Source organism: Streptomyces canarius, from assembly GCF_014650735.1.
Taxonomy (GTDB): domain Bacteria; phylum Actinomycetota; class Actinomycetes; order Streptomycetales; family Streptomycetaceae; genus Streptomyces; species Streptomyces olivaceoviridis.
In genome coordinates this window covers 1-26,016 of sequence record NZ_BMVN01000071.1, presented here as the reverse complement: position 1 = coordinate 26,016, position 26,016 = coordinate 1, and the positions used below count along the sequence as shown (strand labels likewise).

The 26,016-nt window shown below is 68.1% G+C and carries 21 protein-coding genes; 14 read left to right on the top strand and 7 right to left on the bottom strand.

Annotated elements, in window-relative coordinates; translation table 11 throughout:
* The first annotated feature begins 778 nt into the window (after positions 1 to 778).
* From IE294_RS42475 to IE294_RS42455, 5 genes are all read left to right on the top strand, one after another.
* Positions 779 to 1,198, top strand: a complete 420-nt coding sequence (locus tag IE294_RS42475) for a DUF2563 family protein (RefSeq protein WP_306433532.1) — start codon at positions 779 to 781, stop codon at positions 1,196 to 1,198.
* Between the two features lie 2 nt (positions 1,199 to 1,200).
* Positions 1,201 to 2,958, top strand: coding sequence for a WXG100 family type VII secretion target (locus IE294_RS42470; RefSeq protein ID WP_189894720.1), 1,758 nt, complete (start codon positions 1,201 to 1,203; stop codon positions 2,956 to 2,958).
* A gap of 90 nt (positions 2,959 to 3,048) precedes the next feature.
* Positions 3,049 to 4,302 (top strand): S8 family serine peptidase, encoded by a 1,254-nt coding sequence (locus IE294_RS42465; protein WP_373315947.1) that lies wholly within the window; start codon positions 3,049 to 3,051, stop codon positions 4,300 to 4,302.
* A 128-nt stretch (positions 4,303 to 4,430) separates the two neighbouring features.
* Positions 4,431 to 4,775 carry a WXG100 family type VII secretion target gene (locus tag IE294_RS42460; protein WP_030657588.1) on the top strand — a complete coding sequence of 115 codons (345 nt, stop codon included), beginning with the start codon at positions 4,431 to 4,433 and terminating at the stop codon, positions 4,773 to 4,775.
* A 78-nt stretch (positions 4,776 to 4,853) separates the two neighbouring features.
* Positions 4,854 to 5,153, top strand: a complete 300-nt coding sequence (locus tag IE294_RS42455) for a WXG100 family type VII secretion target (protein WP_189819837.1) — start codon at positions 4,854 to 4,856, stop codon at positions 5,151 to 5,153.
* A 224-nt stretch (positions 5,154 to 5,377) separates the two neighbouring features.
* On the opposite strand, the gene IE294_RS42450 is transcribed toward IE294_RS42455, so the two are convergent.
* The 4 genes from IE294_RS42450 to eccCa form a co-directional block, all read right to left on the bottom strand.
* Positions 5,378 to 5,887, bottom strand: coding sequence for a hypothetical protein (locus IE294_RS42450; RefSeq protein WP_189894717.1), 510 nt, complete (start codon positions 5,885 to 5,887; stop codon positions 5,378 to 5,380).
* A gap of 184 nt (positions 5,888 to 6,071) precedes the next feature.
* On the bottom strand, positions 6,072 to 8,354 hold the full coding sequence (locus IE294_RS42445) for a DUF6571 family protein (protein WP_189894716.1): 2,283 nt from the start codon (positions 8,352 to 8,354) through the stop codon (positions 6,072 to 6,074).
* Positions 8,355 to 8,360: 6 nt separating this feature from the next.
* Entirely contained in the window at positions 8,361 to 8,810 is a 450-nt protein-coding gene (locus IE294_RS42440) for a hypothetical protein (RefSeq protein WP_189894715.1), read from the bottom strand.
* A gap of 72 nt (positions 8,811 to 8,882) precedes the next feature.
* Positions 8,883 to 12,857 (bottom strand): type VII secretion protein EccCa, encoded by a 3,975-nt coding sequence (gene eccCa / locus IE294_RS42435; protein WP_189894714.1) that lies wholly within the window; start codon positions 12,855 to 12,857, stop codon positions 8,883 to 8,885.
* A 336-nt stretch (positions 12,858 to 13,193) separates the two neighbouring features.
* Here eccCa and eccD point away from each other — a divergent pair, with 336 nt between their 5' ends.
* Positions 13,194 to 14,702, top strand: a complete 1,509-nt coding sequence (gene eccD, locus IE294_RS42430) for a type VII secretion integral membrane protein EccD (RefSeq protein WP_189894719.1) — start codon at positions 13,194 to 13,196, stop codon at positions 14,700 to 14,702.
* A 95-nt stretch (positions 14,703 to 14,797) separates the two neighbouring features.
* Here eccD and IE294_RS42425 read toward each other — a convergent pair whose 3' ends face one another.
* Positions 14,798 to 15,088: a DUF397 domain-containing protein gene (locus IE294_RS42425; protein WP_014675376.1), complete on the bottom strand. Its 291-nt coding sequence runs from the start codon at positions 15,086 to 15,088 to the stop codon at positions 14,798 to 14,800.
* A 272-nt stretch (positions 15,089 to 15,360) separates the two neighbouring features.
* On the opposite strand from IE294_RS42425, the gene rpsO reads away from it, so the two are divergent.
* The 5 genes from rpsO to IE294_RS42400 all read left to right on the top strand — a co-directional run bounded on the left by rpsO (position 15,361) and on the right by IE294_RS42400 (position 20,887).
* A complete protein-coding gene (gene rpsO / locus IE294_RS42420; RefSeq protein WP_058082121.1) occupies positions 15,361 to 15,648 on the top strand; it encodes a 30S ribosomal protein S15 in 288 nt (95 codons plus the stop codon).
* Positions 15,649 to 16,028: 380 nt separating this feature from the next.
* Positions 16,029 to 18,248, top strand: coding sequence for a polyribonucleotide nucleotidyltransferase (locus tag IE294_RS42415; protein WP_189894713.1), 2,220 nt, complete (start codon positions 16,029 to 16,031; stop codon positions 18,246 to 18,248).
* Entirely contained in the window at positions 18,245 to 19,624 is a 1,380-nt protein-coding gene (locus IE294_RS42410; RefSeq protein ID WP_189894712.1) for a M16 family metallopeptidase, read from the top strand. The genes IE294_RS42415 and IE294_RS42410 overlap by 4 nt, the downstream gene beginning before the upstream one ends.
* A gap of 26 nt (positions 19,625 to 19,650) precedes the next feature.
* Complete coding sequence (gene dapB / locus IE294_RS42405; protein ID WP_189819843.1) at positions 19,651 to 20,403, top strand: 4-hydroxy-tetrahydrodipicolinate reductase; 753 nt, start codon at positions 19,651 to 19,653, stop codon at positions 20,401 to 20,403.
* A gap of 28 nt (positions 20,404 to 20,431) precedes the next feature.
* Positions 20,432 to 20,887 carry a tetratricopeptide repeat protein gene (locus tag IE294_RS42400; RefSeq protein ID WP_189894711.1) on the top strand — a complete coding sequence of 152 codons (456 nt, stop codon included), beginning with the start codon at positions 20,432 to 20,434 and terminating at the stop codon, positions 20,885 to 20,887.
* A 38-nt stretch (positions 20,888 to 20,925) separates the two neighbouring features.
* On the opposite strand, the gene IE294_RS42395 is transcribed toward IE294_RS42400, so the two are convergent.
* A complete protein-coding gene (locus IE294_RS42395) occupies positions 20,926 to 21,480 on the bottom strand; it encodes an SCO5741 family PH domain-containing membrane protein (protein WP_189894710.1) in 555 nt (184 codons plus the stop codon).
* Between the two features lie 102 nt (positions 21,481 to 21,582).
* Positions 21,583 to 21,819: a hypothetical protein gene (locus tag IE294_RS42390; protein ID WP_189819851.1), complete on the bottom strand. Its 237-nt coding sequence runs from the start codon at positions 21,817 to 21,819 to the stop codon at positions 21,583 to 21,585.
* A 175-nt stretch (positions 21,820 to 21,994) separates the two neighbouring features.
* Here IE294_RS42390 and thyX point away from each other — a divergent pair, with 175 nt between their 5' ends.
* The 3 genes from thyX (at position 21,995) to IE294_RS42375 (ending at position 25,696) form a co-directional block, all read left to right on the top strand.
* Positions 21,995 to 22,744, top strand: coding sequence for an FAD-dependent thymidylate synthase (gene thyX, locus IE294_RS42385; RefSeq protein WP_189894709.1), 750 nt, complete (start codon positions 21,995 to 21,997; stop codon positions 22,742 to 22,744).
* A 211-nt stretch (positions 22,745 to 22,955) separates the two neighbouring features.
* A complete protein-coding gene (dapA, locus tag IE294_RS42380; protein ID WP_189894708.1) occupies positions 22,956 to 23,855 on the top strand; it encodes a 4-hydroxy-tetrahydrodipicolinate synthase in 900 nt (299 codons plus the stop codon).
* A gap of 155 nt (positions 23,856 to 24,010) precedes the next feature.
* Positions 24,011 to 25,696, top strand: a complete 1,686-nt coding sequence (locus tag IE294_RS42375; RefSeq protein ID WP_189894707.1) for a ribonuclease J — start codon at positions 24,011 to 24,013, stop codon at positions 25,694 to 25,696.
* Positions 25,697 to 26,016 lie beyond the last annotated feature (320 nt).

Sequence of the window (26,016 nt, the reverse complement as noted above, 5' to 3'; positions counted from 1 at the left end):
GATCATGAGCACAGGCATCAGTACGGTCATGGGACGCGATTATGTCTGATGACGCCCGCACCGCGGGCCGGGTGTCGGGTCCGACCCTTCTGGGGGTGCGCGGTTCTCCTCGCGTGACCGATGGCACCGGAGTGACTGATGGCATGCAAGCGTTTCGGCTGATTCATTCGAGGATGATCGACCTGCGTCGAGGAGACTGACCCCGAGGATGTCGAGCCCGCGAGACCCCGTGGTATGGGCGTCCCGCGCCACGGCCATCGGAGCTGAGGGACAGGCCAATTGCCGAGCCGGGTCCGCGGCGCGGTCTCGCACCGGCGTTGGGGCGTCCGAGGCTGTCCGTAACGACAGCCGGAGGTGCGGTCTTGCGCGGACGCGGCGCGCGAGGTGACGTTCTTTCGACTGGAACTGTCCGGGGCAGCATTGAGGCGTGGAGGTTTGCTGCAAGATCGCATGAGGGTGCCCGCGCTCAAGCTTTCAGGTCGACGCATTGCTGGTCGACGAACTGGTGGGGCGCGACTGTGTCGCTGTGCGTGTTCACTCATTAGAAACGGGCAATTCCGACCAAGTGTGGCACCAGGGTCACAGGTGAAGTGGAGCCAACATGCCTGTCTGGTTGGACCGGTTGGACGGGTTGACTAGAGTGGTAAACGCGTTGTGAGACGCGGCTCGCTTTGCGATCGTACGGCGAACGGTTGGTCGGCCCTCGCTCCGGAGGAGCCGATGGATGTACGGGGAAACGGGGAGGAGCGTCGTGCTTCCGTCAGACATGGTGGGGAGCGTGTCGGCGACCAGGGCGGCGAACCTGGAGGCCAGTGGCGAGGCGCTGGGCAAGTTCGTGGGTCAAGTGGACGAGGTGCTGAGCGCTCTCGAAGGGTCCGCGGGCAACCCGGCGAAGGTCAGTGCTCAGACGATCAGGGCTGCGTCGCTGACGTCTGGTGGGGAGAGCGAGTTCCCTGAGGCGCACGGGCTGTACAAGCAGTACACGAGAGTTCATCAAGAGCTGACGACCCTGTCCAAAATCTTGCACCTGCAGATCGAGGCGACCGGCATCGCGGTCAGTGGTGCGCGCAATGGCTTCGAAAAACTCGAAGAGGAGCAGCGTCAGCGGTTCTGGGCGATCCAGACGGAGATCGGGAAGCTCCAGAGCAAGACGGACGACAAGCAGCACGCCACCGGCAGCACCAAGATGAAGGCGTGACGATGACAGACAAGCAGCATAAGGACGATCTGCATCGCGTCTCTCAGCAGAACTCCGCGACGGACATCGTCCGTGGTATCGAGGACGGTCCGCGGGGCGGGTTCCTCAACGGCATGATGCGCTCGGTGGTCGAAGCGACTCCCTTCGGGCGAGCCGTGGCCGCCAGGACGGACTTCGACAAGCGCGACCTTGATCTGAACAAGATGATTGATCTTGTCGAGGAAACCGACCCGGAGGACCTTGAGTCTTCCGGAAAGGCCCTGTGGGATGCTCGCGACGCCATCAAGAAGGCTGCTGACGACCTCAAGGCCTACATCGACAAGGTCCATTGGGTCGGACAGTCGGGGCAGGAGTTCCGTGATTGGGGAGACAACCTCGTCAGGAACACCCATCACCTGAGCGAGTTCGCCGGGGCGGCGGGCGATCAGATCACCGCCGCAGCCGTGGGCCTCGCGGCCGTGCGTGGTGGCATGCCGGCTCGTGACACCAGGGCAAACCCAAAGCGGCCCGACAAGTTCACCGAGGCCGAGAAGGCCGCGAACAAGACGGAGTACGACCACGCCGTCCGAGTGGAAAAGGACCGCCAAGAGGCGATCAACCAGATGAACCGGTTGGCGTCGTACTACGCGGTCTCGGAAGACGTTCTCGCGGCCCTGCCCGCCAAGGACAAGACGCCGAACTTCACGTCCATGCCCAAGGTCGGCGTGCCCCGGCCGCAAGCCGGCAGCTCGTACGGGGCTGACCGGCCGACGACCGGCACGGGCTCGCACACAGGCACCGGTTCGGCCCCTGCCGTCGGTCATCACACAACTGCGGTGAGGGAGGACAATGTAGTCCACCACGTCACTGGCGGCACCACCTCGCCCCACGTCCCGACGACGCCCAACAGCCACACGGTCCCGCTCCCCGAGGAGCCGCCTGTCGGTACGAACATCGATAGCACCGGCACGCTGCCTCCTCCCACAACCACACACACGACCGGCCCCACCCCGCCGGTCACGGGCACGCCCCCGGCTGGCGGCGGTCAGCCCGACCCCTTGGGTGGCGCTGGCTACCGGGTTCCGCTGCCCAATCCGACGTCGGGCCGAAGCCTGAGTGGTTCGGCTGGGTACCGTACTCCTCCCTTCGCTCAGGGGCGTGCGGGTACGTCCGGACTGACCAACCCCCAGGCCCCCGGACGCGCCGTGACGCAAGGGCCTACGAACCAGACGGGGCGTGTGACGTCGACGGGACAGCCCGCCAGTAGGGGTACTGCGTCTCCGATGGGTCGCGCGGTCACTGGCGGCACGCCGCGGCCCGGCGGCACGGCGACCCCCCGGGCGAACACCACGCCGGCCACCGGCGCCGGTCGTTCCAATGGAGTCGTCGGGGGGCGCCCCACGGCCACAGGTGGTCCGGCGAAGGGCGGGGCGAGGATTCCCCGTGGCACGGTCGTCGGGGCTGAGGGACAGGCCAATTCGCATTCGACGGCAGGCCGATTGGGCCAGCGTGGTGTCTTCGGAGCATCCGAGTCTGCGGCGCGGCCCGGTGCGAAGCCGACCGGTTCGACCGGCTCTCGTACCGGTACGGGCACGTCCGAGGCTGTCACGGGCAGGCCGGCGGGACGGAACTCTGCTGCGAGTGCCGAGCGGAACGGTATGACGCGTGGTGGTGCCGGTCTCGTGCGCGGTGCCGGCCGTAAGGGAAGGGCCGAAGACGCGGACGAAGAGACGCAGTTGCCCGAGAAGCCCCGGCGTGATGTGCCGCCGGTGGCGAACTGACCGCGAGCGAGGACACGGAAGACGATGAAGTCAGGGATGAGCCGACGAGCCGAGCGGGTTTCGCTCCATGGGACGCGCAGCGGTAGACGAGTGCGTGCTGTGGGCGCGGCCGTCGGTGTCCTGGTAGCCACGGCCGTGGGGTTTGCGCCGGGCGCTGTTGCGGATGATGTCCAGGCGAAGCAGTGGTACCTGGGTCCAATGCAGGCCGAGCAGATGTGGAAGGTCAGCACCGGTAAGGGTGTGAAGGTCGCTGTCATCGACACTGGTGTGAACGCGGATACGCCATCCCTCGAGGGTCAGGTCCTGGTTGACCAGACCCCGAAGGCGGTGGCCTATCGGGCGACGGCCGATTACAGCGGTCACGGGACGACCATGGCGGAGTTGATCGCCGGTACGGGAGCCGGAGGCACTCTGAAGGGTCTGGCGCCGGGTGCGAAGATCGTTCCATATCGGATCGAACTGGACGATCTGAAGGGCGGGGCGGAAGAAAAGAAGAAGACTCCCGAACCGGAAGATGCGATCAGGGCGGCGGCTGGCACCGATGCGAAGATCATCAGCATGTCGTTCGGTGAGACGGCTCCCATACCCGAGGTGAAAGAGGCTGTCGAGTACGCGGCGTCGAAGGGCAAGCTGCTGATCGCCGCGGTTGGCAATGAGGGCCGGACGTCGGGAGACAACATCGGCTACCCAGCCGCCTTCCCGTACGTGATCGGCATCGCATCGGCCGACAAGTCCCTTACGGTCTCGGAGTTCTCCTCGTCCGGTAACTACGTGGACCTTTCGGCTCCGGGCCAGGGCTTTCCGGGATGGTGCGACACCAACTTCCGCACGTACTGCGACGATGTGAATGGTACGAGTTCGGCGGCCGCCATCACTTCGGGCGCTGCCGCCCTGATCTGGTCCGCGCACCCCGACTGGACGGTGAACCAGGTCGCCCGTGCCCTGATCGACACCGCAGGTCGTACCTGGGCGAAGAACGAACCTAGTAAGTACGCCGGCTACGGGTTCATTCGGCCCCGTCTCGTTCTGGCGAACCGGAACTACGACGCCGGCCCGGCCAATGTGGACCCGCTTGCGGCGGAGAACGGCGGCGACCTGCTGGCCAAGTCCGCGGCGGCCTCCACGTCTTCCTCCTCCTCGTCCCCGTCTGCTCCTTCCTCCTCCGCATCAACCCCGTCACAGGCCCCCGAAAAGGGTTCTACCGGCGGGATTTCGGCGGCAGGATCAAGCATGCAGTCGTCGAACGACAACACCACCCTCTGGGTCGTGCTCGGCGCGGTAGCCGCCATCGTCGTGGTCGGCGGTGGCGGGCTGGCTGTCGCGCGGGCGCGGCGCGCCAGGTGACGTCGTCAGCCGTCTGTAGCCCTGTGCTCTTCGGATAGGGCGTGCAGTACGCGCCCGCCGCCGTACCGCACTGTGCGGTAGTGGGCCAAGACAGTTGGACCAACGAGACAGACAGAGAAAGGGCTGAGATGGCCGAGAACAAGCAGAAGCTCGAAGATGCCGCAGTAATCCACCTGCAGAAGCAGATGCTGGAGAAGTACGACGGCATCCGGAAGCGGGTGCACGGGCTCCAGGGCGTGATCGACGGCCTGGAGGGCCAGTGGCACGGTATCGGTCGTGCCGCCTTCGACTCGAAGCAGTACGAGATCAACCAGTCGCTCCAGGCCATCGGCGGCATCCTCGGTGACGTCATCGAGGCCATGACCGCGACGCGCAACATCAAGGACAGCAAGGAAGACGAGGTCCGCGCGGCCGTCAACAAGATCGACGTCCGGGACGGCGCTCCCACCGTGTCCCCGCTCAGCTCCTACTGACCGAGCGACAACCAGGACTTCAACCGGGGCACCCCGGCGCATCCATCGGATACACATCAGCGAGACGAGGTAACAGGTATGGCCAACAACGCTGACGGTCTGTCAGTCACTTATGACGGGCTCGACGTCGCGGCGACCAAGATCGGCAACGAGGCGAGCCTGCTGGAGCAGGACCTGCAAGAGCTGCGCCGGCTGGTCGTGAGCAGCCTGCAGTACTGGGAGGGCCAGGCCCAGGACACCTTCCACGAGAAGCTGAACCACTGGGACAAGGAAGCGAACGACATCCACCAGGCGCTGACCGGTATCGGCCACGTCGTCGCCCAGTCCGGCGGTACGTACATGGAAGGCGACAAGAAGGCGGCCAGCTACTTCCGCTAGGCCGAGGCTCGCAGAGGCGACGAAGCAACTCCAGGGTGGGCGCGCGCGGGAGGCGCCCACCCTGCGGTTGTGTCGGGCCGGAGAAGCCGATTCGCCACCAGCGGCATGCCCGGCGGACCGCGAGGTCGAAGACGGCTGTTCCTGAAAGGGTGGCGGCTACCGAGGCTGTCCTCCTGGCGCCGTGCTCAATCCAACCGGCGTTCCCTGCGTCGCCAATCGGCCGGTCACGGATTGGGCACCGCAGTCGGCAGGCCGGCTTGCGCAGCGCAGCCTGCCTCCTGGGCCACCTCACGGGAGACGGAATTCAGAATCACCATGCGGTCTTTGTCGACGCTGTCCCCGCGCAACTGGTCTCTAGAGGAATATAGTTCTGCCTTCACATAATTCGTATCGCCGATGTACGCGTCTTTGGATGCTGCTCTGGTGGGGCACTGAAAGAATAGGTCAGCGCCGTCGCGGCCCACTTGGGCATACAGCCCCACGGGGTATCTGACCTGGCTGCCGCTGGCGTCCTTGCCGGATGGCGAAGGGTAGCTTTGGGATGCCGAAAAACGCATCTCAAGAAGGGGCTTCCCACTGTCGTCTCCGGTCTTGTACACCCAGCATGCTGTGCGCTCACGATATTCGTCGTGCAGATGCCTCACGGCGCTCCGTACGGAGAATGTATGGGGCTGCCCCGCCTCGCCGGCACCCGTGGATTCGTCGAACTGGTCAGTACCGGCCAGGTTGTGCAACGCTTTCCTGGCGGAAGCGTCGAGTGCCCCGTCGCAAACCTTGCTCGCAGCCGTCCCTGATGTTGCTCCCTGCTCTTGCTCGGAGTTACTGCTGCAACTCCCGACAAGGAGCGCTGCAGCTGTAAGTGAGAGAGCCGTCCCGTATCTACCGTTCCTTGCGATTCGCAGCACTTTACGCCCCTGCTCAATCCTTGTAGGGAGGCCGACCACGGTAGTCGTTCTCGTGGGAGCCGATGCCCAGGTAGCTGCTCTTCGTTTGGTCGACCCATTGCTGCTGGTCAGCGACAGCCCTGGCGCTTGGGTGGTCCTTGAAGTACGCATCGTAGGTCGATCCGAGATCGTCGACCCCTTTGCCGTAGAACTGACGGCTCGTCACCTGTGAGGGGACCAGAGGGTCCGATTCGGCGTCATCCGTCGCCTTGTCGATCTCGTGGCCGAGTAGCGTATTGGCCGCATTGGTGATCGTGTCGGCGGCGACCGGGGCGATGACAACTGCGGCAGCCGTGGAACCAGGGAGCGGGATGGACGCGACGCCACCTGCGACTACTGCTCCGACCAGCAGTTTCTTCCAGTCGCCCGACCGACCCAGTGCCTTGTTGGCTTCCTCCGAATTCTCGCCGTACGTCGTTGCCGCCTGCTCCACGCGGGAATTGTCCAAGATGCCGCGGGCTTCCGCGCCCACCGACATGATGTCCCGAGCCTGGTTCATATGTGCATCGCTTGTCGGCGGATGGGTGTCGAGCATGCTCAGGGTATAAACGTGCTGAGCTGCTGTCACGGCCTTGTGCGAGTTCTCGTCCTGGCCGAGGACGCTCAGGAAATCGATAGCTCCCTGGTTGCCGAAATGAGCGCGTCCGGCATATCGAGCAGGGAAGTCGTTCGCGTCCTTGCTGTGGTCCCCGATACCGGACAGTTCGTAGTCGATGTCATCGATGTACGCACCAGCCATCTTGCCCAGGCTGTCGGCCAGCTCGGGCTGGTCGTGCAACATCTTGGGGCCGTCCTCTCCACCGTAGAGGTAGGCGACCTGTTCCATGACATCTGCCGTGGCAGCGGTGCGACGGTCGCCCGTGGCGATGTCCTTCGGGGAGGCATCGGCAGAGTAGCCGGTCGTGGCCGCCTCCAGTGCGCGGCCGAGGGAGTTGCGCGCCGCGACGTAATCGTGGTTGCCCTCCATCGTGGCGTCGGAGACCCAGACCCGTTCCTTTGTCAGGTACTTCAGGTGGTCGTTGACCTGGGCGTCCTTGCGGACCGCGTCACCGCTGCCATCGGGCTGGGCGAAGAACTGCGTCGACGCATCCGGGTTATGACCGAGCGCTTCCAGGAATCCGGTCATCGGGTCGCGGCCACGATCGTTCTTGTAGCCCCAGTAGTTGAGGTCGCCCTGGTTGAAGTTGTTGACCCAGGCATTGATGCCCTGGCCGTTCATCTTCTTGTCGTACGCAACGAGCTTGTCGCCGTAGACGTTGAGGAACTCGTCGTCATAGTCACCGAAGCGCATGAGGTTACTCATGACGGCGTAAGCAGTCGGGTTGCCCGCGTCGTCGATCCCGAGCTGGTCGGGACCCAGCCGGATCATCTGCCGCTCCCAGTTCTGCATCTTGTCGCTGTCCGAGAGGGTGGCTTGACCGATGACGATGCCGAGGTTCTTCTGGAGCTGTTTGGCTTGTTTGGCGCGGTCGGGGTCGTAAGTCCCCTGGTAGGGATCGGCGATGCCGGCCCAGAAAGTGAGTACCTTCCTTGGGCCGACCTGCGTGGCGAACTCTTCCGCGAACAGGGGGTCGTTCTTGTACTTGGCCAGGGTCGAGTTGAGTGCGGCGAGCTCCGTACTCGTCACGTCGTGCGGGTTCTTCGCAAGGATCTTGGCCATCCGGTCGGCGTCCGCGACCGCCTTGGCGGCTTCGTCCCGGGTTTCGTAGTGGGCGCCGGAGAAGCCGTACTTTGCCTGGTCGACGAGGAGCCGGAGCGCTTTGGCGGCAGTACTGTCGCTCTCGGTCGCCTTGTTGAGAATGCGCTGAATCTCGTTGCGTAGGTTCTCGACGTCCTGCTGGCTGACCGCGCTTGTGCTGCCGCTCGGGTCGGAAGCCCAGTCAGGACGAGGATTGCCGGCGACGGTGAAGGTCCCGCCGCCGGTGTCGATCACGGTGCAGTACTTGTACGGTGCGCGTTCGAGTGTCTCGTTCAGCTCGTCGCGGTACTTGATGAGCTCGCCGCGGGTGTCCTTGAGAATCTTCGTGATGGAGTCCGCCTGAGTGTGGGCGTCCGCGAACTCCTCCGCGGTCTTGCCGACGAACTCTCGGCCCACCTGTGCGTTGACACCGGCCCAGTGGGCCTTGTCCGCGCGACTCTTCAGGTTGCTCCGGGCGTCTTCCTTCAGCGTCGCCAGGTTCTTGGTCATCTCCTCCCAGTCGGTGATGGCCTCACCGAGCTGCGAGAAGTTCCCATAGCGCAATGCATCGAGATCCATGACCCCTCAGCTGCCCTTCCGCTCGTCAAAGCCCTGGTCCAGCTGGGAGATGCTGCTGAGAGTGCCGGCGATGTAGGACTCGTCGGCGGCGTGCTGGTTCTCGGTGTAGCGGAGGTGGTTGGAGATGTGGGCGCAGGCGTCGAGGAGGCTTTGCACCTGGTCCACCCAGCGCTCGGCCACATGATCGAGAGCAGCCCCGATGTCGAACCCCTCGGTCTTCAGTCCCCCGGCCGCCTTGATGGAGGACATGCGGGCATGGTCACTGAACCGGCTGAAGTCCTGGCGCAGTTCGTGGGCAGCGGAACCGATCGCGGAGAGGTCCTCTTGGTGCACGGTGAGATCACCACGCGTACTCTCGCCGCCTCCGTTGTCGGGAGTCACATGGTTGAGCTGCATACGGGCTGACTGGTTCTGTGCTGCCTTCGCTTTCAGCTGTTCCCACTCGTCCCACGCCATGCGTGATCCCTCCCCTCTCTCCGCTCCGGCCAGTGAGCGGAAGCCTCGTCAGACCAGCAGTGTCCACGTGCCTCAGTTCTCCGCATCCATCATTCCCACCTGGACCATGGGCTTCCCCCGCTTCCGGGAAACGAAGATCCCCCGCCCCGCCGGCATCGGCCGCGGTCGGACGCCGCCCAGGAGGTCGCCCTCGGCCGGGTCGCCCGCGAGGACCACGCCCTGGGCGCCGAGTTCCTTGATGCGCTGCATGAAGGACTCGTAACCGGCACGGCTCGCGCCCGCCGTGGAGCGGGCGATGATGAAGCGGACGCCGACGTCGCGGGCGAACGGCAGCAGTTCCGTCAGGCCCGCCAGCGGGTTGCCGCTCGACGTGGACACGAGGTCGTAGTCGTCGATGACGATGTACACCGTGGGACCCCGCCACCAGCTGCGGTTGCGCAGCTGCTCCGGGGTCACATCGGCGGTCGGGGTGCGGCGCTGCATCAGGTCGGCCAGTGCGTCCATGTGGTGCTGCATCTGGTTCGACATGGGGATGTACTCGGCCAGGTGCGACTTCGGGGTCACCCCGAGCAGCGAGCGGCGGTTGTCGACGACGAAGAGCTTGCAGGTGTTGCCGTCGTACCGCTCGGTCAGGCGCTTGATCAGCAGCTTCAGCAGGTTCGACTTGCCGGACTCGCTCTCCCCGAACACCAGGAAGAACGGGTCCTGTTCGAAGTCCACGAACACCGGCTCCAGGTTGTCCTCGTCGAGGGCGAAGGAGATGCCGCGGTTCGGGAAACGGTCGCCCGGCGGAAGCTGCGTGGCCGGGAACTCGCGGGGGAGCAGGCGCACCTCGGGCGCGCCCGGCTCCTGCCAGTGGCGGGTGACCTCGGCCGCGAGGGCGGTCGTCGCCTCCGCGAGGTCCGTGTCGGACGAGAGGCCGTCGATGCGCGGGACCGCCGCCATGAAGTGCTGCTTCTGCGGGGTCTGACCGCGGCCCGGCACACCGGTGGGGACGTTCGCCGCGACCTTGCGGTCGATCTCGGAGTCCATGGGGTCACCCAGCCGCAGCTCAAGGCGGTTCATCAGGTGGTCCTTGAGGTTCGCGCGAACCTCCATCGAGCGCGAGGCGGTCAGGACGAGGTGGATGCCGTAACCCAGACCGCGCGCGGCGATGTCCAGCACCAGCGGCTCCAGTGCCTCGTAGTCCGTGCGGAAGTTGCCCCAGCCGTCGATGACCAGGAAGACGTCACCCCAGGGTTGGTCGGTCACCGAGATGTCCCCCCGCGCGCGACGGGCGCGGAACTCCGCGATGGAGGAGATGCCCGCCGAACGGAAGTACTCCTCGCGCCGGGTCATGACGCCGTACACCTCGGCCGCCGTGCGCCGGACCTTCTCCGGGTCCAGACGGGACGCGACACCGCCCACATGCGGCAGGCCGGACACCGAGGCCATGCCACCACCACCGAAGTCCAGGCCATAGAACTGCACTTCCCACGGGGTGTGGGTCAGTGCGAACGACGCGATGATCGAGCGCAACAGCGTCGACTTGCCGGACTGGGGGCCGCCGATGATCTGCATATGACCGGCCGCGCCGCCGAAGTCCAGCCAGAGCGGGTCGCGCCGCTGCTCGTACGGCTTGTCGATCAGGCCGGCCGGGATGACCAGCCTGCCCGCGCCCTCGTAGCCCGGCTGGGTCATACCGCGGCCGGGGACCGGGGCGAGCCCCGGCAGCAGCGCGTCGAGCGACGGCGGGCTGTCCAGCGGGGGCAGCCACACCTGGTGGGCGGCCGGGCCCTGCGCTTCCAGGCGCCGCACGATCACGTCGAGGACGGTGTCGGCGAGCGCGTCGTCCTGCCGCTTTCCGGTCTCCTCCTCCTGCCGCTGCTGCGGGATCGGCACGTACTGCACCGGGACCTCGGCCGCCGTGAACAGGACCGGCCTGCGGTCGACGGGCAGCGGACCGCCGAGCACCGCGGCCTGCTGCGAGCTGGTGCGGTACACCCCGGAGACGTACGCGGCCTTGAAGCGCACCATCTCGTCCGTGCCGAACTTCAGGAAGCCGGAACCGGGGACGTTCGGCAGCTCGTAGGCGTCCGGGACGCCGAGCGCGGCGCGGGACTCGGCCGCCGAGAACGTCCGCAGACCGATCCGGTAGGAGAGGTACGTCTCCAGACCCCTCAGACGGCCCTCCTCCAGGCGCTGCGAGGCCAGCAGCAGGTGCACGCCCAGCGAACGGCCGATTCGGCCGATCTGCACGAACATCTCGATGAAGTCCGGCTTGGCGGTCAGCAGTTCGCTGAACTCGTCGATCACCAGGACGAGGGACGGGATCGGCTGCAACGGAGCACCCGCCGCGCGCGCCTTCTCGTAGTCGTGGATGTTGGCGTAGTTGCCGGCGTCGCGGAGCATCTCCTGGCGGCGGTTCAGCTCCCCGCGGATGGAGTCACCCATGCGGTCGACGAGGGTGAGGTCGTCCGCGAGGTTGGTGATCACGGCCGCCACGTGCGGCAGCTGGGCCATGCCCGCGAACGTGGCACCGCCCTTGAAGTCGGCGAGGACGAAGTTCAGCGTCTCGGAGGAGTGGGTCACGGCGAGGCCGAGGACCAGCGTGCGCAGCAGCTCGGACTTGCCGGAACCGGTCGCACCGACACACAGGCCGTGCGGACCCATGCCCTCCTGCGCCGCCTCCTTGAGGTCGAGCATCACGGGCCGGCCGTCCTCACCGAGGCCGATCGGCACGCGCAGCCGCTCCGACTGCGAGCGGGGCCGCCAGGTCCGCTTCGGGTCGACCGACGCGGCGTCACCCAGGTTCAGCAGGTCGGTGAACTCCAGGTTGGCGAGCAGCGGTTCGTCGTCGTCGCCGCCCGAAGCCATGCGCAGCGGCGCCAGCTGACGCGCCAGCGCCTCCGCCGCCTCGTACGAGAGGGCGTCCGGGGTCCCCTCGTAGACCATGCCGTGGGCGGACTCCAGGCGCAGTTCCTTCGGCTGCACGACGACCGACAGGTCGCCGCGCCCGATGGTGAGGTCGCCCGGTACGACCTCCAGGACCGTCACGCCTTGCAGGCCCTCGGGATTGGCCAGCAAAGAGGTGGGCGGAAGGGAGATGCCGTCGAGTACCACCACCAGATGGGGTTGTTCGGGCACGGGCGGCCCGGACGGGTGGAAACGCGGGCGGCCCTCCAGACGGGAGGCGAGCCGGTCCTCCAGCTCGACCGGGTCGGCGCCGATCAGGCGCATGCTGCCGGCGCCGTCGGCGACGCCCGGAGCCTGCACGTGCGGCAGCCACTTGGCCCACTCCCACTCGGGCGCCGACTCGCGTGCGGTGACGACGGCGATGACCAGGTCCTCGGGGGAGTGCAGCGAGGCGAGGGAGGCGGTGACGGCGCGGGCGGTGCCGCGTACGGTGCCCGGCTCGCCGCTGATCGTCACGTGGTAGAAGGCGCGCAGCGACACCGCCATCGGCAGGTCGTCGAGGGTGTTGTGCGTCGCCAGGAAGCGCTGCACGGCGCCGGCGGTCAGCGGCTCCAGCTCGTCGACCGGGGCGGTCTGGGGCAGTATCAGGGGGGTGGCCAGGGCCTGCGGGCCGAGTCCCACGCGCACCTGCCCGAAGTCCTCGTCGGCGGTGCGCCGTTCCCATACCCGGCTGCCCTCGGCGACCAGGGCCCACAGTTGCTCCGGCGAAGGGTGCAGGTAGTACTGGGTGTCGCGCTGGGCCTGCGCGGTGTCCACGGCGGCGCGACGGGTCTGCGACAGATAACGAAGGTAGTCACGGCGCAGGTCGGCCATCTGTCCCTGATTGCCGCGGCGGTAGCGGACGAGCATCGAGATGCCCATGGCGATCGTCGAGGCCACCATCACCAGGCCCATGATCTTCATGAAGGGCTGGGCCTGAGGGTTGAAGAAGAACACCACGGATCCGCCCATGCCCAGCATGGGCAGGAGCTGCATCAGTGCGCCTTCCTGCTGACCGCGCGGGAGTTCCGGCGGAGCCTGTAGCACGACCTCTTCCGTGGGCACTTCCTTCGGCAGTGCCCGCGGTGGGCGCTTGACGACGATGTGGCTCACTACGCACCAATTCCCTTGCCGGACCGAGATGTTTCATCCGCCGCCCCGTGTCAGGCGGACGTCGATCGCGAACCGCGATCCTACTGACAACCACTGACAACGGCGGGCGGTAAGGTGCCGGTGAAGCGCGTGAGCAGTTGCGAATCGTTCCGGGAAAACCTGGGCAATCCGCACCTGTTCGAAACAAGCGCCTCCCGCGGATCCCGGCCAGAACCACTCGGTCGGCAGGCGGAGCGGGAAGGCGCCGCACAACCTACACAGCATCTTTACGGGCGGAAGGTGCGCGGTGGCACCGTAGGCCGCCCCACCACCGACGAGGGGGAACAGCAGGTGAGCATGACGGCCTCCGTGCCGGCCGGCGCGACCGGTGGACCGGGCACCGGAGCCCCTTCCGGGGCGGGTATGGGCTTCGGCTTCTGCCGCGTCACCATCGTGGCGCCCGACAGCCGCATCGACGTTGCGCTGCCCGACGACGTACCGGTCGCCGACCTCTACCCGGAGATCCTGCGCCTGTCCCAGCAGAGCCCCGCCGAGGGCGCTCCGGTCGGATACCACCTCGTACGCCGTGACGGCACCGTCCTCGACGGCGCCCGGTCCTTCACGGCCCAGCGCATCCTCGACGGCGAGCTGCTCACCTTGCGCCCGTTCGCAGAGTCGCTGCCCCCGGCCGTCCTCGACGACGTCTCCGAGGCGGTGGCCGCCGCCGTCACCCGGGACCGCACCCTGTGGAGCGGCGACCTGACCCGCGCCGCCGGTCTCGTCGCGGGCGGCGTCCTGCCCACGCTGCTCGCGTTCGTGGCCTGGAGCTCGCAGGTCCGGCACGACATGCACAGCCTTCAGGGCATCATCGCGGGCGTCTGCGGCATCCTGCTCGTCACGATCGCGTGCGTACGCGCGCGTGTGTACGACGACCGGGGTTCCGCCGTCGCGCTGGGACTCGGCGCCCTGCCCAACGTGGCCGTGGCCGGCTCGGGCCTGCTGTCGCTCTCCGCCGGCGAGGGCATCGGGCGACTGCAGTTCCTGCTCGCCTGCACGACCGTCCTGGTCGCCTCCCTGGTGCTCACCCTGGTGTCGCCGGGCGGCGACGGACCCTTCGTGGCGTTCCTCTTTGCCTCCGCCATCGGTCTGATCACGACCTTCGTCGCGATCCTCACCGAGCTGAAGCCCATCGAAACGGCCGCCGTCTGCGCCCCGCTCTCCGTCGTGGCGCTGGCCTTCCTCCCCGGCCTGTCCATGCGTTTCGCGCGGCTGCCCATCGGTTTCGAACCGCCCAACCCGTCCCGCGGCGGTTACGACACCGGTGAGCCCGCGCCCCAGGAGCCCGTGGACGCCGAGCGTGTGGCCGCACAGGCCCGGCGCGGCCACGAACTCCTCGTCGGCCTCGTCGGCGGCTGCGCTCTCGTCGCGGTGGGCGCGTCCATCGTCCTCGGCTTCTCCAGCAACATCTGGGCCCAGCTGCTGGCTCTCGCGACCGGCGTGGCGATGCTCATGCGGGCGCACCTGTTCCGTTACACCGCCCAGGTCGGCGCCACCCTGGCCGCGGGCTTCGCCGCCATCGTCTTCCTCGGCCTGGGGCTGGCCCTGAACCCGCCGCGGGGGTACCTGATCGACGCCTTCCGGGGCGACACCACCGCCCTCGACATCCGGAGCGTCTGGCTCGCCGCCGCCGTCGCCGCGGCCACCGCCCTGGTCACCGCGATCGCCCTGATCACCCCACGGCGCGGTGTCACCCCCTTCTGGGGGCGCTTCCTGGAGATCGCGGAGAGCTTCGTCCTGCTCACCCTGATCCCGCTGGCCCTGGCCGTCTTCGACGTGTACGCGCAGGCGCGGGCCATGACCAGCTAGGAGCCGGCCGGCGGAAGCGGGCCGTCGCCGGCGAGGAGCTGGACGGCAAAAAGGGCGGCACCGCGCGCGTGCCGCCCTTTCTCATGCGTGGCCCACTACCCGTCCAACCCCCCGTTATGAGCCATAGGCGTCAAATCGAACTCCCCGTCCCGAGCCCCCAGCACGAACGCCCGCCACTCCGCCTCGGTGTAGCGCAGCACCGTGTCCGGGTCGAGGGAGGACCGCATCGCCACCGCCCCGCCGGGCAGGTACGCGATCTCGACCCGCTCCTCGTGCTCCTCCGTGCCCGGCGCGCAGTGCCACTCGACGCCCGAGATGTCGAGGGCGTACAGCTCGTCCCGCTCCCGCTCCTTGCGCGCCTTGATCTCCGCTTCCGTTTCCGCCATCGTGCAGCGACCCCTTCCCGAGGTAGGTACGGTCCGGCGCTCACCCTAGTGGCCGGGACCGCCCCACCAGGGCGGTTCGCCGACCGGGCGTAAGGTGCCCGCCATCGCCTGGTACCCTGAGTGACGGCCGTTTGTGTACGCGCCCCCGGAACCGCCCCGTGCTCGTTCTGGAGGCCGCGCCCAGCGGATCCCCGCCTCCCGAGTAACGGAAGCTCCCCCGAGATGTAGACCGGGGGCACTCGGTGGCACTCAACAGACTATGAGGAGTACGCGTGTCGCTCGACGCCGCTACGAAGAAGCAGATCATCGCCGAGTTCGGTGCCAAGGAGGGTGACACCGGCTCCCCCGAGGTCCAGGTCGCCCTGCTCTCCCGTCGGATCTCCGACCTGACGGAGCACCTCAAGACCCACAAGCACGACCACCACTCCCGCCGTGGCCTGCTGATCCTCGTCGGTCAGCGCCGCCGCCTTCTCCAGTACCTGGCGAAGAAGGACATCCAGCGCTTCCGTACGCTGGTCGACCGCCTCGGCATCCGCCGCGGTGCGGCGGGCGCCCGGTAAGACGCCATGAGGGGAGCGGTTCCCGACAGTACTCGGGGGCCGCTCCCTTTGCCGTATGTGGGGCCCTGCCGCGCATCCGGAACCCTCCGCCGTATGTGCGGAGACGTGCAGAGTGTCACTCACGCTTTGTAGTGTGGTAGCACAACGCAATACGCACGACACGGAACGACGTACGCCACAGCACGACGGGGTACGTCACAGAACGAGGAGGAGCGCACCCAGCCGCCGCCGGTCCTCGGTAGTGGCCCCCGGGGGGAAGCGAGCCCCGGGTGCTTCGATCGAAGACCGGCCCGCACCGCACGGAGCGCTTCTCCGCCACCGTCCCCCTGCCACACGGGCAGCCAAGGGACGAAAGACGATACGTAACGGAGAAAACGCTAGTGGAGAACGAGACCCACTACGCCGAGGCCGTCATCGACAACGGTCCCTTCGGCACCCGCACCATCCGCTTCGAGACGGGCCGCCTGGCCAAGCAGGCCGCCGGCTCCGCCGTGGCGTACCTGGACGACGACACCATGGTGCTGTCGGCCACCACCGCCTCCAAGAACCCCAAGGACCAGCTCGACTTCTTCCCGCTGACGGTGGACGTCGAGGAGCGGATGTACGCCGCCGGCAAGATCCCCGGCAGCTTCTTCCGCCGTGAGGGCCGGCCGTCCGAGGACGCCATCCTCACCTGCCGCCTCATCGACCGTCCGCTGCGCCCGTCCTTCAAAAAGGGCCTGCGCAACGAGATCCAGGTCGTCGCCACGATCATGGCCCTCAACCCCGACCACCTGTACGACGTCGTCGCGATCAACGCCGCGTCCGCGTCCACGCAGCTGGCCGGTCTGCCCTTCTCCGGCCCGATCGGCGGCGTCCGCGTCGCGCTGATCCGCGGCCAGTGGGTCGCCTTCCCGACGCACACCGAGCTTGAGGACGCCGTCTTCGACATGGTCGTCGCCGGTCGCGTCCTGGAGGACGGCGACGTCGCGATCATGATGGTCGAGGCCGAGGCCACCGAGAAGACCATCAAGCTGGTCGAGGGTGGCGCCGAGGCGCCGACCGAGGAGGTCGTCGCCGCCGGTCTGGAGGCCGCCAAGCCCTTCATCAAGGTCCTGTGCCGCGCGCAGGCCGACCTCGCCGCCAAGGCCGCCAAGCCGACCGCCGAGTTCCCGATCTTCCTGGACTACCAGGACGACGTGTTCGAGGCGCTGACCGCGGCCGTCCGCCCCGAGCTGGCCCAGGCGCTCACCATCGCCGGCAAGCAGGAGCGCGAGACCGAGCTGGACCGGGTCAAGGGTCTGGCCGCCGAGAAGCTCCTGCCGGAGTTCGAGGGCCGCGAGAAGGAGATCTCCGCCGCGTACCGCTCGCTCACCAAGCAACTGGTCCGCGAGCGCGTGATCAAGGAGAAGAAGCGCATCGACGGCCGCGGTGTCACCGACATCCGCACCCTGGCCGCCGAGGTCGAGGCCATCCCGCGGGTGCACGGTTCCGCGCTGTTCGAGCGCGGCGAGACCCAGATCCTGGGCGTCACCACCCTCAACATGCTCCGCATGGAGCAGCAGCTGGACACCCTCTCCCCGGTGACCCGCAAGCGCTACATGCACAACTACAACTTCCCGCCGTACTCCACCGGTGAGACCGGCCGCGTCGGCTCCCCGAAGCGCCGCGAGATCGGCCACGGCGCCCTCGCCGAGCGCGCCCTGGTGCCGGTGCTGCCGACGCGCGAGGAGTTCCCGTACGCGATCCGCCAGGTGTCCGAGGCCCTCGGCTCCAACGGCTCGACGTCCATGGGCTCGGTCTGCGCCTCCACCATGTCGCTGCTGAACGCCGGTGTGCCGCTGAAGGCCCCGGTCGCCGGTATCGCCATGGGCCTGATCTCCCAGGACATCGACGGCGAGACGCACTACGTCACCCTCACCGACATCCTCGGTGCGGAGGACGCCTTCGGTGACATGGACTTCAAGGTCGCCGGCACCAAGGACTTCGTGACCGCCCTCCAGCTCGACACCAAGCTGGACGGCATCCCGGCCTCCGTCCTGGCCGCGGCCCTCAAGCAGGCCCGCGACGCCCGCCTCCACATCCTCGACGTGATGATGGAGGCCATCGACCGGCCCGACGAGATGAGCCCGCACGCCCCGCGGATCATCACCGTCAAGATCCCGGTCGACAAGATCGGTGAGGTCATCGGCCCCAAGGGCAAGATGATCAACCAGATCCAGGAGGACACGGGCGCCGAGATCACCATCGAGGACGACGGCACGATCTACATCGGCGCCGCCGACGGCCCCTCCGCCGAGGCCGCCCGCACCACGATCAACGGCATCGCCAACCCGACGATGCCCGAGGTCGGCGAGCGGTACCTGGGTACGGTCGTCAAGACGACCACCTTCGGTGCGTTCGTCTCCCTGCTGCCCGGCAAGGACGGTCTGCTGCACATCTCGCAGATCCGCAAGCTCGCCGGCGGCAAGCGCGTGGAGAACGTCGAGGACGTGCTCGGCGTGGGCCAGAAGGTCCAGGTCGAGATCGCCGAGATCGACTCCCGCGGCAAGCTCTCCCTCGTTCCGGTGATCGAGGGCGAGGACGACGCCGAGACCGCGAAGGACGACGCCGAGCAGTGACGTCCCGTAGCTCCAAGGTGACGGCCCGCCCCTCTTCGGAGGCGCGGGCCGTCGCCCGTACCCAAACCCTCATCAAGGGCACAGCCGGCATCGGTACGGTCCGCAGGACCACCCTCCCGGGCGGCCTGCGCATCGTCACCGAGACCCTGCCCTCGGTCCGCTCCGCCACCTTCGGCATCTGGGCGCACGTCGGCTCCCGCGACGAGACCCCGTCCCTGAACGGCGCGACGCACTACCTGGAGCACCTGCTCTTCAAGGGCACGACCCGTCGCAGCGCGCTCGACATCTCCTCCGCGCTCGACGCGGTCGGCGGCGAGATGAACGCGTTCACGGCCAAGGAGTACACGTGCTACTACGCGCGCGTGCTCGACACCGACCTGCCCCTCGCCATCGACGTCGTCTGCGACATGCTGACCGGCTCGCTGATCCTCGAAGAGGACGTCAACGTCGAGCGCGGCGCGATCCTCGAAGAGATCGCCATGACCGAGGACGACCCGGGCGACTGCGTGCACGACCTGTTCGCGCACACCATGTTCGGCGACAACGCCCTCGGCCGGCCGGTCCTCGGCACGGTCGACACGGTCAACGCCCTCACCGCCGACCGCATCCGCCGCTTCTACCGGAAGCACTACGACCCGACCCACCTCGTGGTCGCCTGCGCCGGCAACATCGACCACAACAAGGTCGTACGGCAGGTCCGCGCGGCCTTCGAGAAGGCCGGCGCCCTCCGCGACCCGGACGCGCAGCCCATCGCCCCGCGCGAGGGCCGCCGTACGATCCGCACCTCCGGCAAGGTCGAGCTGCTCGCCCGCAAGACCGAGCAGGCCCATGTCGTCCTCGGCATGCCCGGCATCGCCCGCGCCGACGACCGCCGCTGGGCCATGGGCGTGCTCAACACCGCGCTCGGCGGAGGCATGTCCTCCCGCCTCTTCCAGGAGGTCCGGGAGAAGCGCGGCCTCGCCTACAGCGTGTACTCGTACACCTCCGCCTTCGCGGACTGCGGCCTGTTCGGCGTCTACGCCGGCTGCCGGCCCAGCCAGGTGCACGACGTCCTGCGCATCTGCCGCGACGAACTCGACCACGTCGCGCAGAACGGCCTCTCCGACGAAGAGATCGCCCGCGCCATCGGCCAGCTGCGGGGTTCCACGGTCCTGGGCCTGGAGGACACCGGCGCGCTGATGAACCGTATCGGCAAGAGTGAGCTGTGCTGGGGCGAGCAGATGTCCGTGGACGACATGCTCGCGAAGATGGAGGCGGTCACCCCGGACGAGGTCCGCGAGGTCGCCCGCGACATCCTGGGACAGCGCCCGTCGCTGTCGGTCATCGGCCCGCTCAAGGACAAGCAGACCTCCCGGCTGCACGACGCGGTCGCCTGAAACACCACCGGTTAGGAAACAGGAACATGAGCAAGCTGCGCGTGGCGGTCCTCGGTGCCGGGGGCCGGATCGGGTCGGAGGCGGTCAAGGCGGTCGAGGCCGCCGAGGACATGGAGCTGGTCGCCGCCCTCGGCCGCGGCGACAAGCTGGAGACGCTGGCGGAGACCGGCGCCCAGGTCGCCGTCGAGCTGACCACCCCCGCCTCGGTCATGGGCAACCTGGACTTCTGCGTGCGCCACGGCATCCACGCCGTCGTCGGTACGACGGGCTGGACCGAGGACCGCCTCGCGCAGCTGCGGGGCTGGCTCGCCCAGTCCCCGGAGACCGGCGTGCTCATCGCGCCGAACTTCTCCATCGGAGCCGTGCTGACGATGAAGTTCGCGCAGATCGCCGCGCCGTACTTCGAGTCGGTCGAGGTGGTCGAGCTGCACCACCCGAACAAGGTGGACGCCCCCAGCGGTACGGCCACGCGCACGGCCCAGCTCATCGCCGAGGCCCGCCGGGCGGCCGGGACGGCACCGGCGCCGGACGCCACCGTCACGGCCCTGGACGGTGCGCGGGGCGCCAGCGTCGACGGCGTCCCCGTGCACGCCGTCCGCCTGCGCGGCCTGCTGGCCCACCAGGAAGTGCTGCTCGGCGGCGAGGGCGAGACCCTCACCATCCGCCACGACTCCCTGCACCACAGCAGCTTCATGCCGGGCATCCTGCTCGGCGCGCGCCGCGTGGTGACCACTCCGGGCCTCACCTTCGGCCTGGAGCACTTCCTGGACCTGAGCTGAGACGACCGAGCCGAGACTGACGCCTCCGATGCGCGCGAAGATCACCTACCTCGTCACGGCCGCCGTCCTGGTCTTCTATTTCGTCCTGGTCGGCAGCCGCGGCGTGATGCTCATCCAGTCCGGCACGGCCGTCACCGTCACCTTCGGCGTGGCGGTGCTGGTCCTGCCGCTCATCGGCCTGTGGTTCCTGTGGAAGAACACCCAGTTCGTCCGCAAGGCCAACCAGCTCGCCGCCGAACTCGACGCCGAGGGCGGCCTGCCGCTCGACGAGCTCAGGCGCCTGCCCAGCGGCCGGATCGACCGCGACTCGGCCGACGAGGTGTTCGCCAAGCGCAAGGCCGAGACGGAGGCGTCCCCGGACGACTGGCGCTGCTGGTTCCGCCTGGCCGTCGCCTACCACGACGCCCGCGACACCCCCCGTGCCCGCAAGGCGATGCAAAGGGCCATCGCCCTGCATGACGGAAAGCCGGTCCAGGCCGCCTGACGGCGCGCCCCCGCACGACCGCCCCACCGCACCGTCGCTCAGCGGCTCCCGTACTCCGCCGCCCACGCCTCCACCGCGTCCGCCGCCCGGTCGAAGGCCATCGGCCGGCCGAGGAAGTCCAGGCCGTGCGTGGTGAGCAGCGGCGGGGTGTCCTGCGGACGCCGGTCCTTGCGTACGAGCGCCAGCGCCTGCCCCTGCACGGTGCGCGGCAGACCCAGCCAGCGCACCGGCTGCTGCGCGGTCCGCACCGAGACCACCCGCGCCCACGGCACCGTCCGCGTCCCCAGGAAGCCGGTCCGGCGCAGCCCGCGCCGGCTCACCCACACCCCCATGCGCAGCAACCGCAGCGCGCCGACGACGATCGCCAGGCCCAGGCCGAGGACCACCCCGGCGTCGGCCGGCGAGCCGGTGAGCGCGGTGAGCACGGCGGCGAACAGGACGAACGAGGCGAGCAGCAGCACCAGCGCGGCCAGACCCACTCGCCAGGGACCGGGACGGTACGGGCGCCGCCAGCGGTCCGGATCGTCGTACGGCAGCGCACTCTCGGCCGTCGTCTCGAAGGTGCGTTCGGCCGTCAGGAAGGGCAGGGGCACGGCTGGTCCTCACTCGGTCCTCACGGGGGCTGTGCCGGTGAGGCTATCCGCCCCCGTTCCCGCCCACCAGCCGTGAGCGTCCGGAAGGGGCAGCGCCCGCGCTCAGTGCCCCTGGGACGCCTGGGACTGCTGAGCCGGCGTATCGGACGGCGTGGAGAGCGCCGGCATGCCCAGGACCAGGGCGCCTATGAGGCCGGCGACGATGGTGAGGCCCAGCAGCCAGCGTCCGGCCATCTCGCCGAAGGACGCGCGTCGACGGGGCGGGGGAGTGACATTGCTGCGGAACCTGTCCGCCTCGGCCAGGAAGGCGAAGGGTACGGGCTCGCGCCGACGGAACATCGTGGTGCCGTTCCTCTCAGGGGTGGTGATCGAATGTGTGGACTTCACCGATACAGACGATCGAGTGACACAAAAGGTGCCCATGTCCGAAAAAATCGTGGGTGCGTTTTTTGAGGTGAGGTGGTGCCAGGCCCCGCCGGGTGCCCCCGTAAGGTGGTCGCCAACCACCGCAGTGATGGGAAGGACCCCAACCCCCGTGACCACCCCCGAGTCGCTCACGTTCCGCAGTGACGTCACCGTCGAGCTGGTGAAGTCCAGCGCTTCGGACGCCGACGTGCTCTTCGCCGCCCGCGTCTCCACCGCCGGCGAGCAGTCCCTGGACGAGCTGAAGAAGGACCCCGAGCGCTCCAAGGGCCTGATCAACTTCCTGATGCGCGACCGGCACGGCAGCCCGTTCGAGCACAACTCGATGACGTTCTTCATCAGCGCCCCGATCTTCGTCTTCCGCGAGTTCATGCGGCACCGGGTCGGCTGGTCGTACAACGAGGAGTCGGGCCGCTACCGCGAGCTCCAGCCGGTCTTCTACGTCCCCGGTGCCGACCGCAAGCTCGTCCAGCAGGGCCGCCCCGGCAAGTACGTCTTCGTCGAGGGGACCCCGGCCCAGCAGGAGGCCGTGGGCAGCGCCCTGCGGGAGTCGTACGAGCAGGCGTACGCGGCCTACCAGAAGCTGCTCGCCGAGGGCGTCGCGCGCGAGGTGGCCCGCGCCGCCCTCCCCGTCGGCCTCTACTCCTCGATGTACGCCACCTGCAACGCGCGCTCCCTGATGCACTTCCTCGGCCTGCGCACCCAGCACGAGCTGGCCAAGGTGCCGTCCTTCCCGCAGCGGGAGATCGAGATGGTGGGCGAGAAGATGGAGGCGGAGTGGGCCAGGCTCATGCCGCTCACGTACGCCGCCTTCAACGCGAACGGGCGGGTGGCCCCGTAACGAAGCCTTGTTCCCCTGTCGGGAACGGATGTACGGGTCAGCCCGGCGAAGTGTCCGTATTGCGGCATTTAGAGAAGTTCATCTAGCCTGATCAAACGGACCCGGCACTGCTTGAACCCCCGAGCAGGCAGTGCCGGGCTCCCTCTTTGTCCTGACTTTCCCGACACCCCGAGGACACATCCCGCATCGAGCACCGAGTAGCGTGTTACCCATGGCTCCGACCTCGACTCCGCAGACCCCCTTCGGGCGGGTCCTCACCGCCATGGTCACGCCCTTCACGGCGGACGGCGCACTCGACCTCGACGGCGCGCAGCGGCTCGCCGCCCACCTGGTGGACGCAGGCAACGACGGCCTGATCATCAACGGCACCACCGGCGAGTCCCCCACCACCAGTGACGCGGAGAAATCGGACCTGGTACGAGCCGTCCTGGAGGCCGTCGGCGACCGCGCCCACGTCGTCGCCGGAGTCGGCACCAACGACACCCGCCACAGCATCGAGCTGGCCCGCGAAGCCGAGCGGATCGGCGCCCACGGCCTCCTGGTCGTCACGCCGTACTACAACAAGCCCCCGCAGGAGGGCCTGTACCGGCACTTCACGGCCGTCGCCGACGCCACCGGCCTGCCGGTCATGCTCTACGACATCCCCGGCCGCAGCGGCGTCCCGATCAGCACCGAGACCCTCGTCCGGCTCGCCGAGCACCCCCGGATCGTCGCCAACAAGGACGCCAAGGGCGACCTCGGCCGCGCCGGTTGGGCCATCGCCCGGTCCGGCCTCGCCTGGTACTCCGGCGACGACATGCTCAATCTCCCGCTGCTCTCCGTGGGCGCGGTCGGCTTCGTCTCCGTCGTCGGCCACCTGGTCACCCCCGACCTGCGCGCCCTGGTCGACGCGTACACCTCGGGTGACGTCGTCAAGGCCACGGAGATCCACCAGAAGCTGCTCCCGGTCTACACCGGCATGTTCCGCACCCAGGGAGTCATGACCACCAAGGCCGCCCTGGCCCTCCAGGGACTGCCGGCCGGACCGCTGCGCTCGCCGATGGTCGAGTGTTCGCCCGAGGAGATCGCGCAGCTCAAGATCGATCTTGCCGCCGGCGGGGTACAGCTCTGACAACAGACTTGGCACCACAGGGGCTTCACAACTGAAGAACAACTGAAGACGCAGGCCACCGGTGCCTGCACTCGACAACGACAACTGCTTACGCACGAACGTCATGCGCGCCACGTGCCCTACCGGTACGTGGCGCGCGTGGTGAGGAGAGTCTTTTGAGTCATCCGCATCCTGAACTCGGCCCGCCCCCGCCGCTGCCCGAGGGCGGCCTGCGGGTCACCCCGCTCGGCGGCCTCGGCGAGATCGGCCGAAACATGACGGTCTTCGAGTACGGCGGTCGCCTGCTGATCGTCGACTGCGGAGTGCTCTTCCCCGAGGAGGAGCAGCCCGGAATCGACCTGATCCTGCCGGACTTCTCGTCCATCCGGGACCGCCTCGACGACATCGAGGGCATCGTCCTCACGCACGGCCACGAGGACCACATCGGCGGCGTCCCCTTCCTGCTCCGCGAGAAGCCGGACATCCCGCTGATCGGCTCCAAGCTCACCCTCGCGTTGATCGAGGCCAAGCTCCAGGAGCACCGGATCCGCCCGTACACCCTGGAGGTGGCGGAGGGGAACCGCGAGCGCATCGGCCCCTTCGACTGCGAGTTCGTCGCCGTCAACCACTCCATCCCGGACGCCCTGGCCGTCGCCATCCGCACCCCCGCCGGCATGGTGGTGCACACAGGCGACTTCAAGATGGACCAGCTCCCGCTGGACAACCGCCTCACGGACCTGCACGCCTTCGCGCGGCTGAGCGAAGAGGGCATCGACCTCCTCCTCGCCGACTCCACGAACGCAGAGGTCCCGGGTTTCACCCCGCACGAGCGCGACATCTCCAGCGTCCTGCGGCAGGTCTTCGCCGGCGCCCGCAAGCGGATCATCGTGGCGAGCTTCGCCAGCCACGTCCACCGCATCCAGCAGATTCTGGACGCGGCGCACGAGTACGGCCGCCGGGTCGCCTTCGTCGGCCGCTCCATGGTCCGCAACATGGGCATCGCCCGCGACCTCGGCTACCTGAAGGTGCCGCCGGGCCTGGTGGTCGACGTCAAGACGCTGGACGACCTGCCCGACCACGAGGTGGTCCTCGTCTGCACGGGCTCCCAGGGCGAACCGATGGCGGCCCTGTCCCGCATGGCCAACCGTGACCACCAGATCCGCATCGTCGAGGGCGACACGGTCATCCTCGCGTCCTCGCTGATCCCCGGGAACGAGAACGCGGTCTACCGCGTGATCAACGGCCTGACCCGCTGGGGCGCCAACGTCGTCCACAAGGGCAACGCCAAGGTGCATGTTTCCGGCCACGCGTCCGCAGGCGAGCTGCTGTACTTCTACAACATCTGCCGCCCGAAGAACCTGATGCCGGTCCACGGCGAGTGGCGCCACCTGAGGGCGAACGCGGAGCTGGGCGCCCTGACCGGTGTCCCGCACGACCGGATCGTCATCGCCGAGGACGGCGTGGCCGTCGACCTGGTCGAGGGCAAGGCGAAGATCTCCGGCAAGGTCCAGGCGGGTTACGTCTACGTCGACGGCCTCTCGGTCGGCGATGTCGGTGAGCCGGCGCTGAAGGACCGGAAGATCCTCGGCGACGAGGGCATCATCTCGGTGTTCGTGGTCGTGGACGCCTCCACCGGCAAGATCACCGGCGGCCCCCATGTCCAGGCCCGCGGCTCCGGTATCGAGGACTCGGCCTTCGCCGACGTCCTCCCGAAGATCACCGAGGTGCTGGAGCGGTCCGCCCAGGACGGCGTCGTGGAGCCCCACCAGCTCCAGCAGCTCGTCCGCCGGACCCTCGGCAAGTGGGTCTCGGACACCTATCGCCGCAGGCCGATGATCCTGCCGGTGGTCGTGGAGGTCTGACGCCTCGTCGGTCCGAACCAGGAGCGGGGCGCCTCGATTTGCATCGAGGCGCCCCGCTCCAGTACGTTTACGGCTCCGCCCAACCGGGAACCCCAGCACTTCACGTGCTGGACACGGATGCCCGGAGCGGGTGGGAAAACCGACTCAGAACCTCTGATAAAGTCGGAACCGCCGGAAAGGGAAACGCGAGAGCGGGAACCTGGAAAGCACCGAGGAAATCGGATCGAGAAAAGATCTGATAGAGTCGGAAACGCAAGACCGAAGGGAAGCGCCCGGAGGAAAGCCCGAGAGGGTGAGTACAAAGGAAGCGACCGTTCCTT

What these genes read in the sequence shown, in the direction of transcription:
- IE294_RS42455 (WP_189819837.1), top strand. Translation starts at nt 4,854, where the DNA reads ATGGCCAACAACGCTGACGGTCTGTCAGTCACTTATGACGGGCTCGAC.
- IE294_RS42400 (WP_189894711.1), top strand. Translation starts at nt 20,432, where the DNA reads ATGCGCGCGAAGATCACCTACCTCGTCACGGCCGCCGTCCTGGTCTTC.
- thyX (WP_189894709.1), top strand. Translation starts at nt 21,995, where the DNA reads ATGGGAAGGACCCCAACCCCCGTGACCACCCCCGAGTCGCTCACGTTC.
- dapA (WP_189894708.1), top strand. Translation starts at nt 22,956, where the DNA reads ATGGCTCCGACCTCGACTCCGCAGACCCCCTTCGGGCGGGTCCTCACC.
- IE294_RS42440 (WP_189894715.1), bottom strand. Translation starts at nt 8,810, where the DNA reads ATGGCGTGGGACGAGTGGGAACAGCTGAAAGCGAAGGCAGCACAGAAC.
- IE294_RS42445 (WP_189894716.1), bottom strand. Translation starts at nt 8,354, where the DNA reads ATGGATCTCGATGCATTGCGCTATGGGAACTTCTCGCAGCTCGGTGAG.
- IE294_RS42470 (WP_189894720.1), top strand. Translation starts at nt 1,201, where the DNA reads ATGACAGACAAGCAGCATAAGGACGATCTGCATCGCGTCTCTCAGCAG.
- IE294_RS42425 (WP_014675376.1), bottom strand. Translation starts at nt 15,088, where the DNA reads ATGGCGGAAACGGAAGCGGAGATCAAGGCGCGCAAGGAGCGGGAGCGG.
- eccD (WP_189894719.1), top strand. Translation starts at nt 13,194, where the DNA reads ATGACGGCCTCCGTGCCGGCCGGCGCGACCGGTGGACCGGGCACCGGA.
- IE294_RS42390 (WP_189819851.1), bottom strand. Translation starts at nt 21,819, where the DNA reads ATGTTCCGTCGGCGCGAGCCCGTACCCTTCGCCTTCCTGGCCGAGGCG.
- IE294_RS42460 (WP_030657588.1), top strand. Translation starts at nt 4,431, where the DNA reads ATGGCCGAGAACAAGCAGAAGCTCGAAGATGCCGCAGTAATCCACCTG.
- dapB (WP_189819843.1), top strand. Translation starts at nt 19,651, where the DNA reads ATGAGCAAGCTGCGCGTGGCGGTCCTCGGTGCCGGGGGCCGGATCGGG.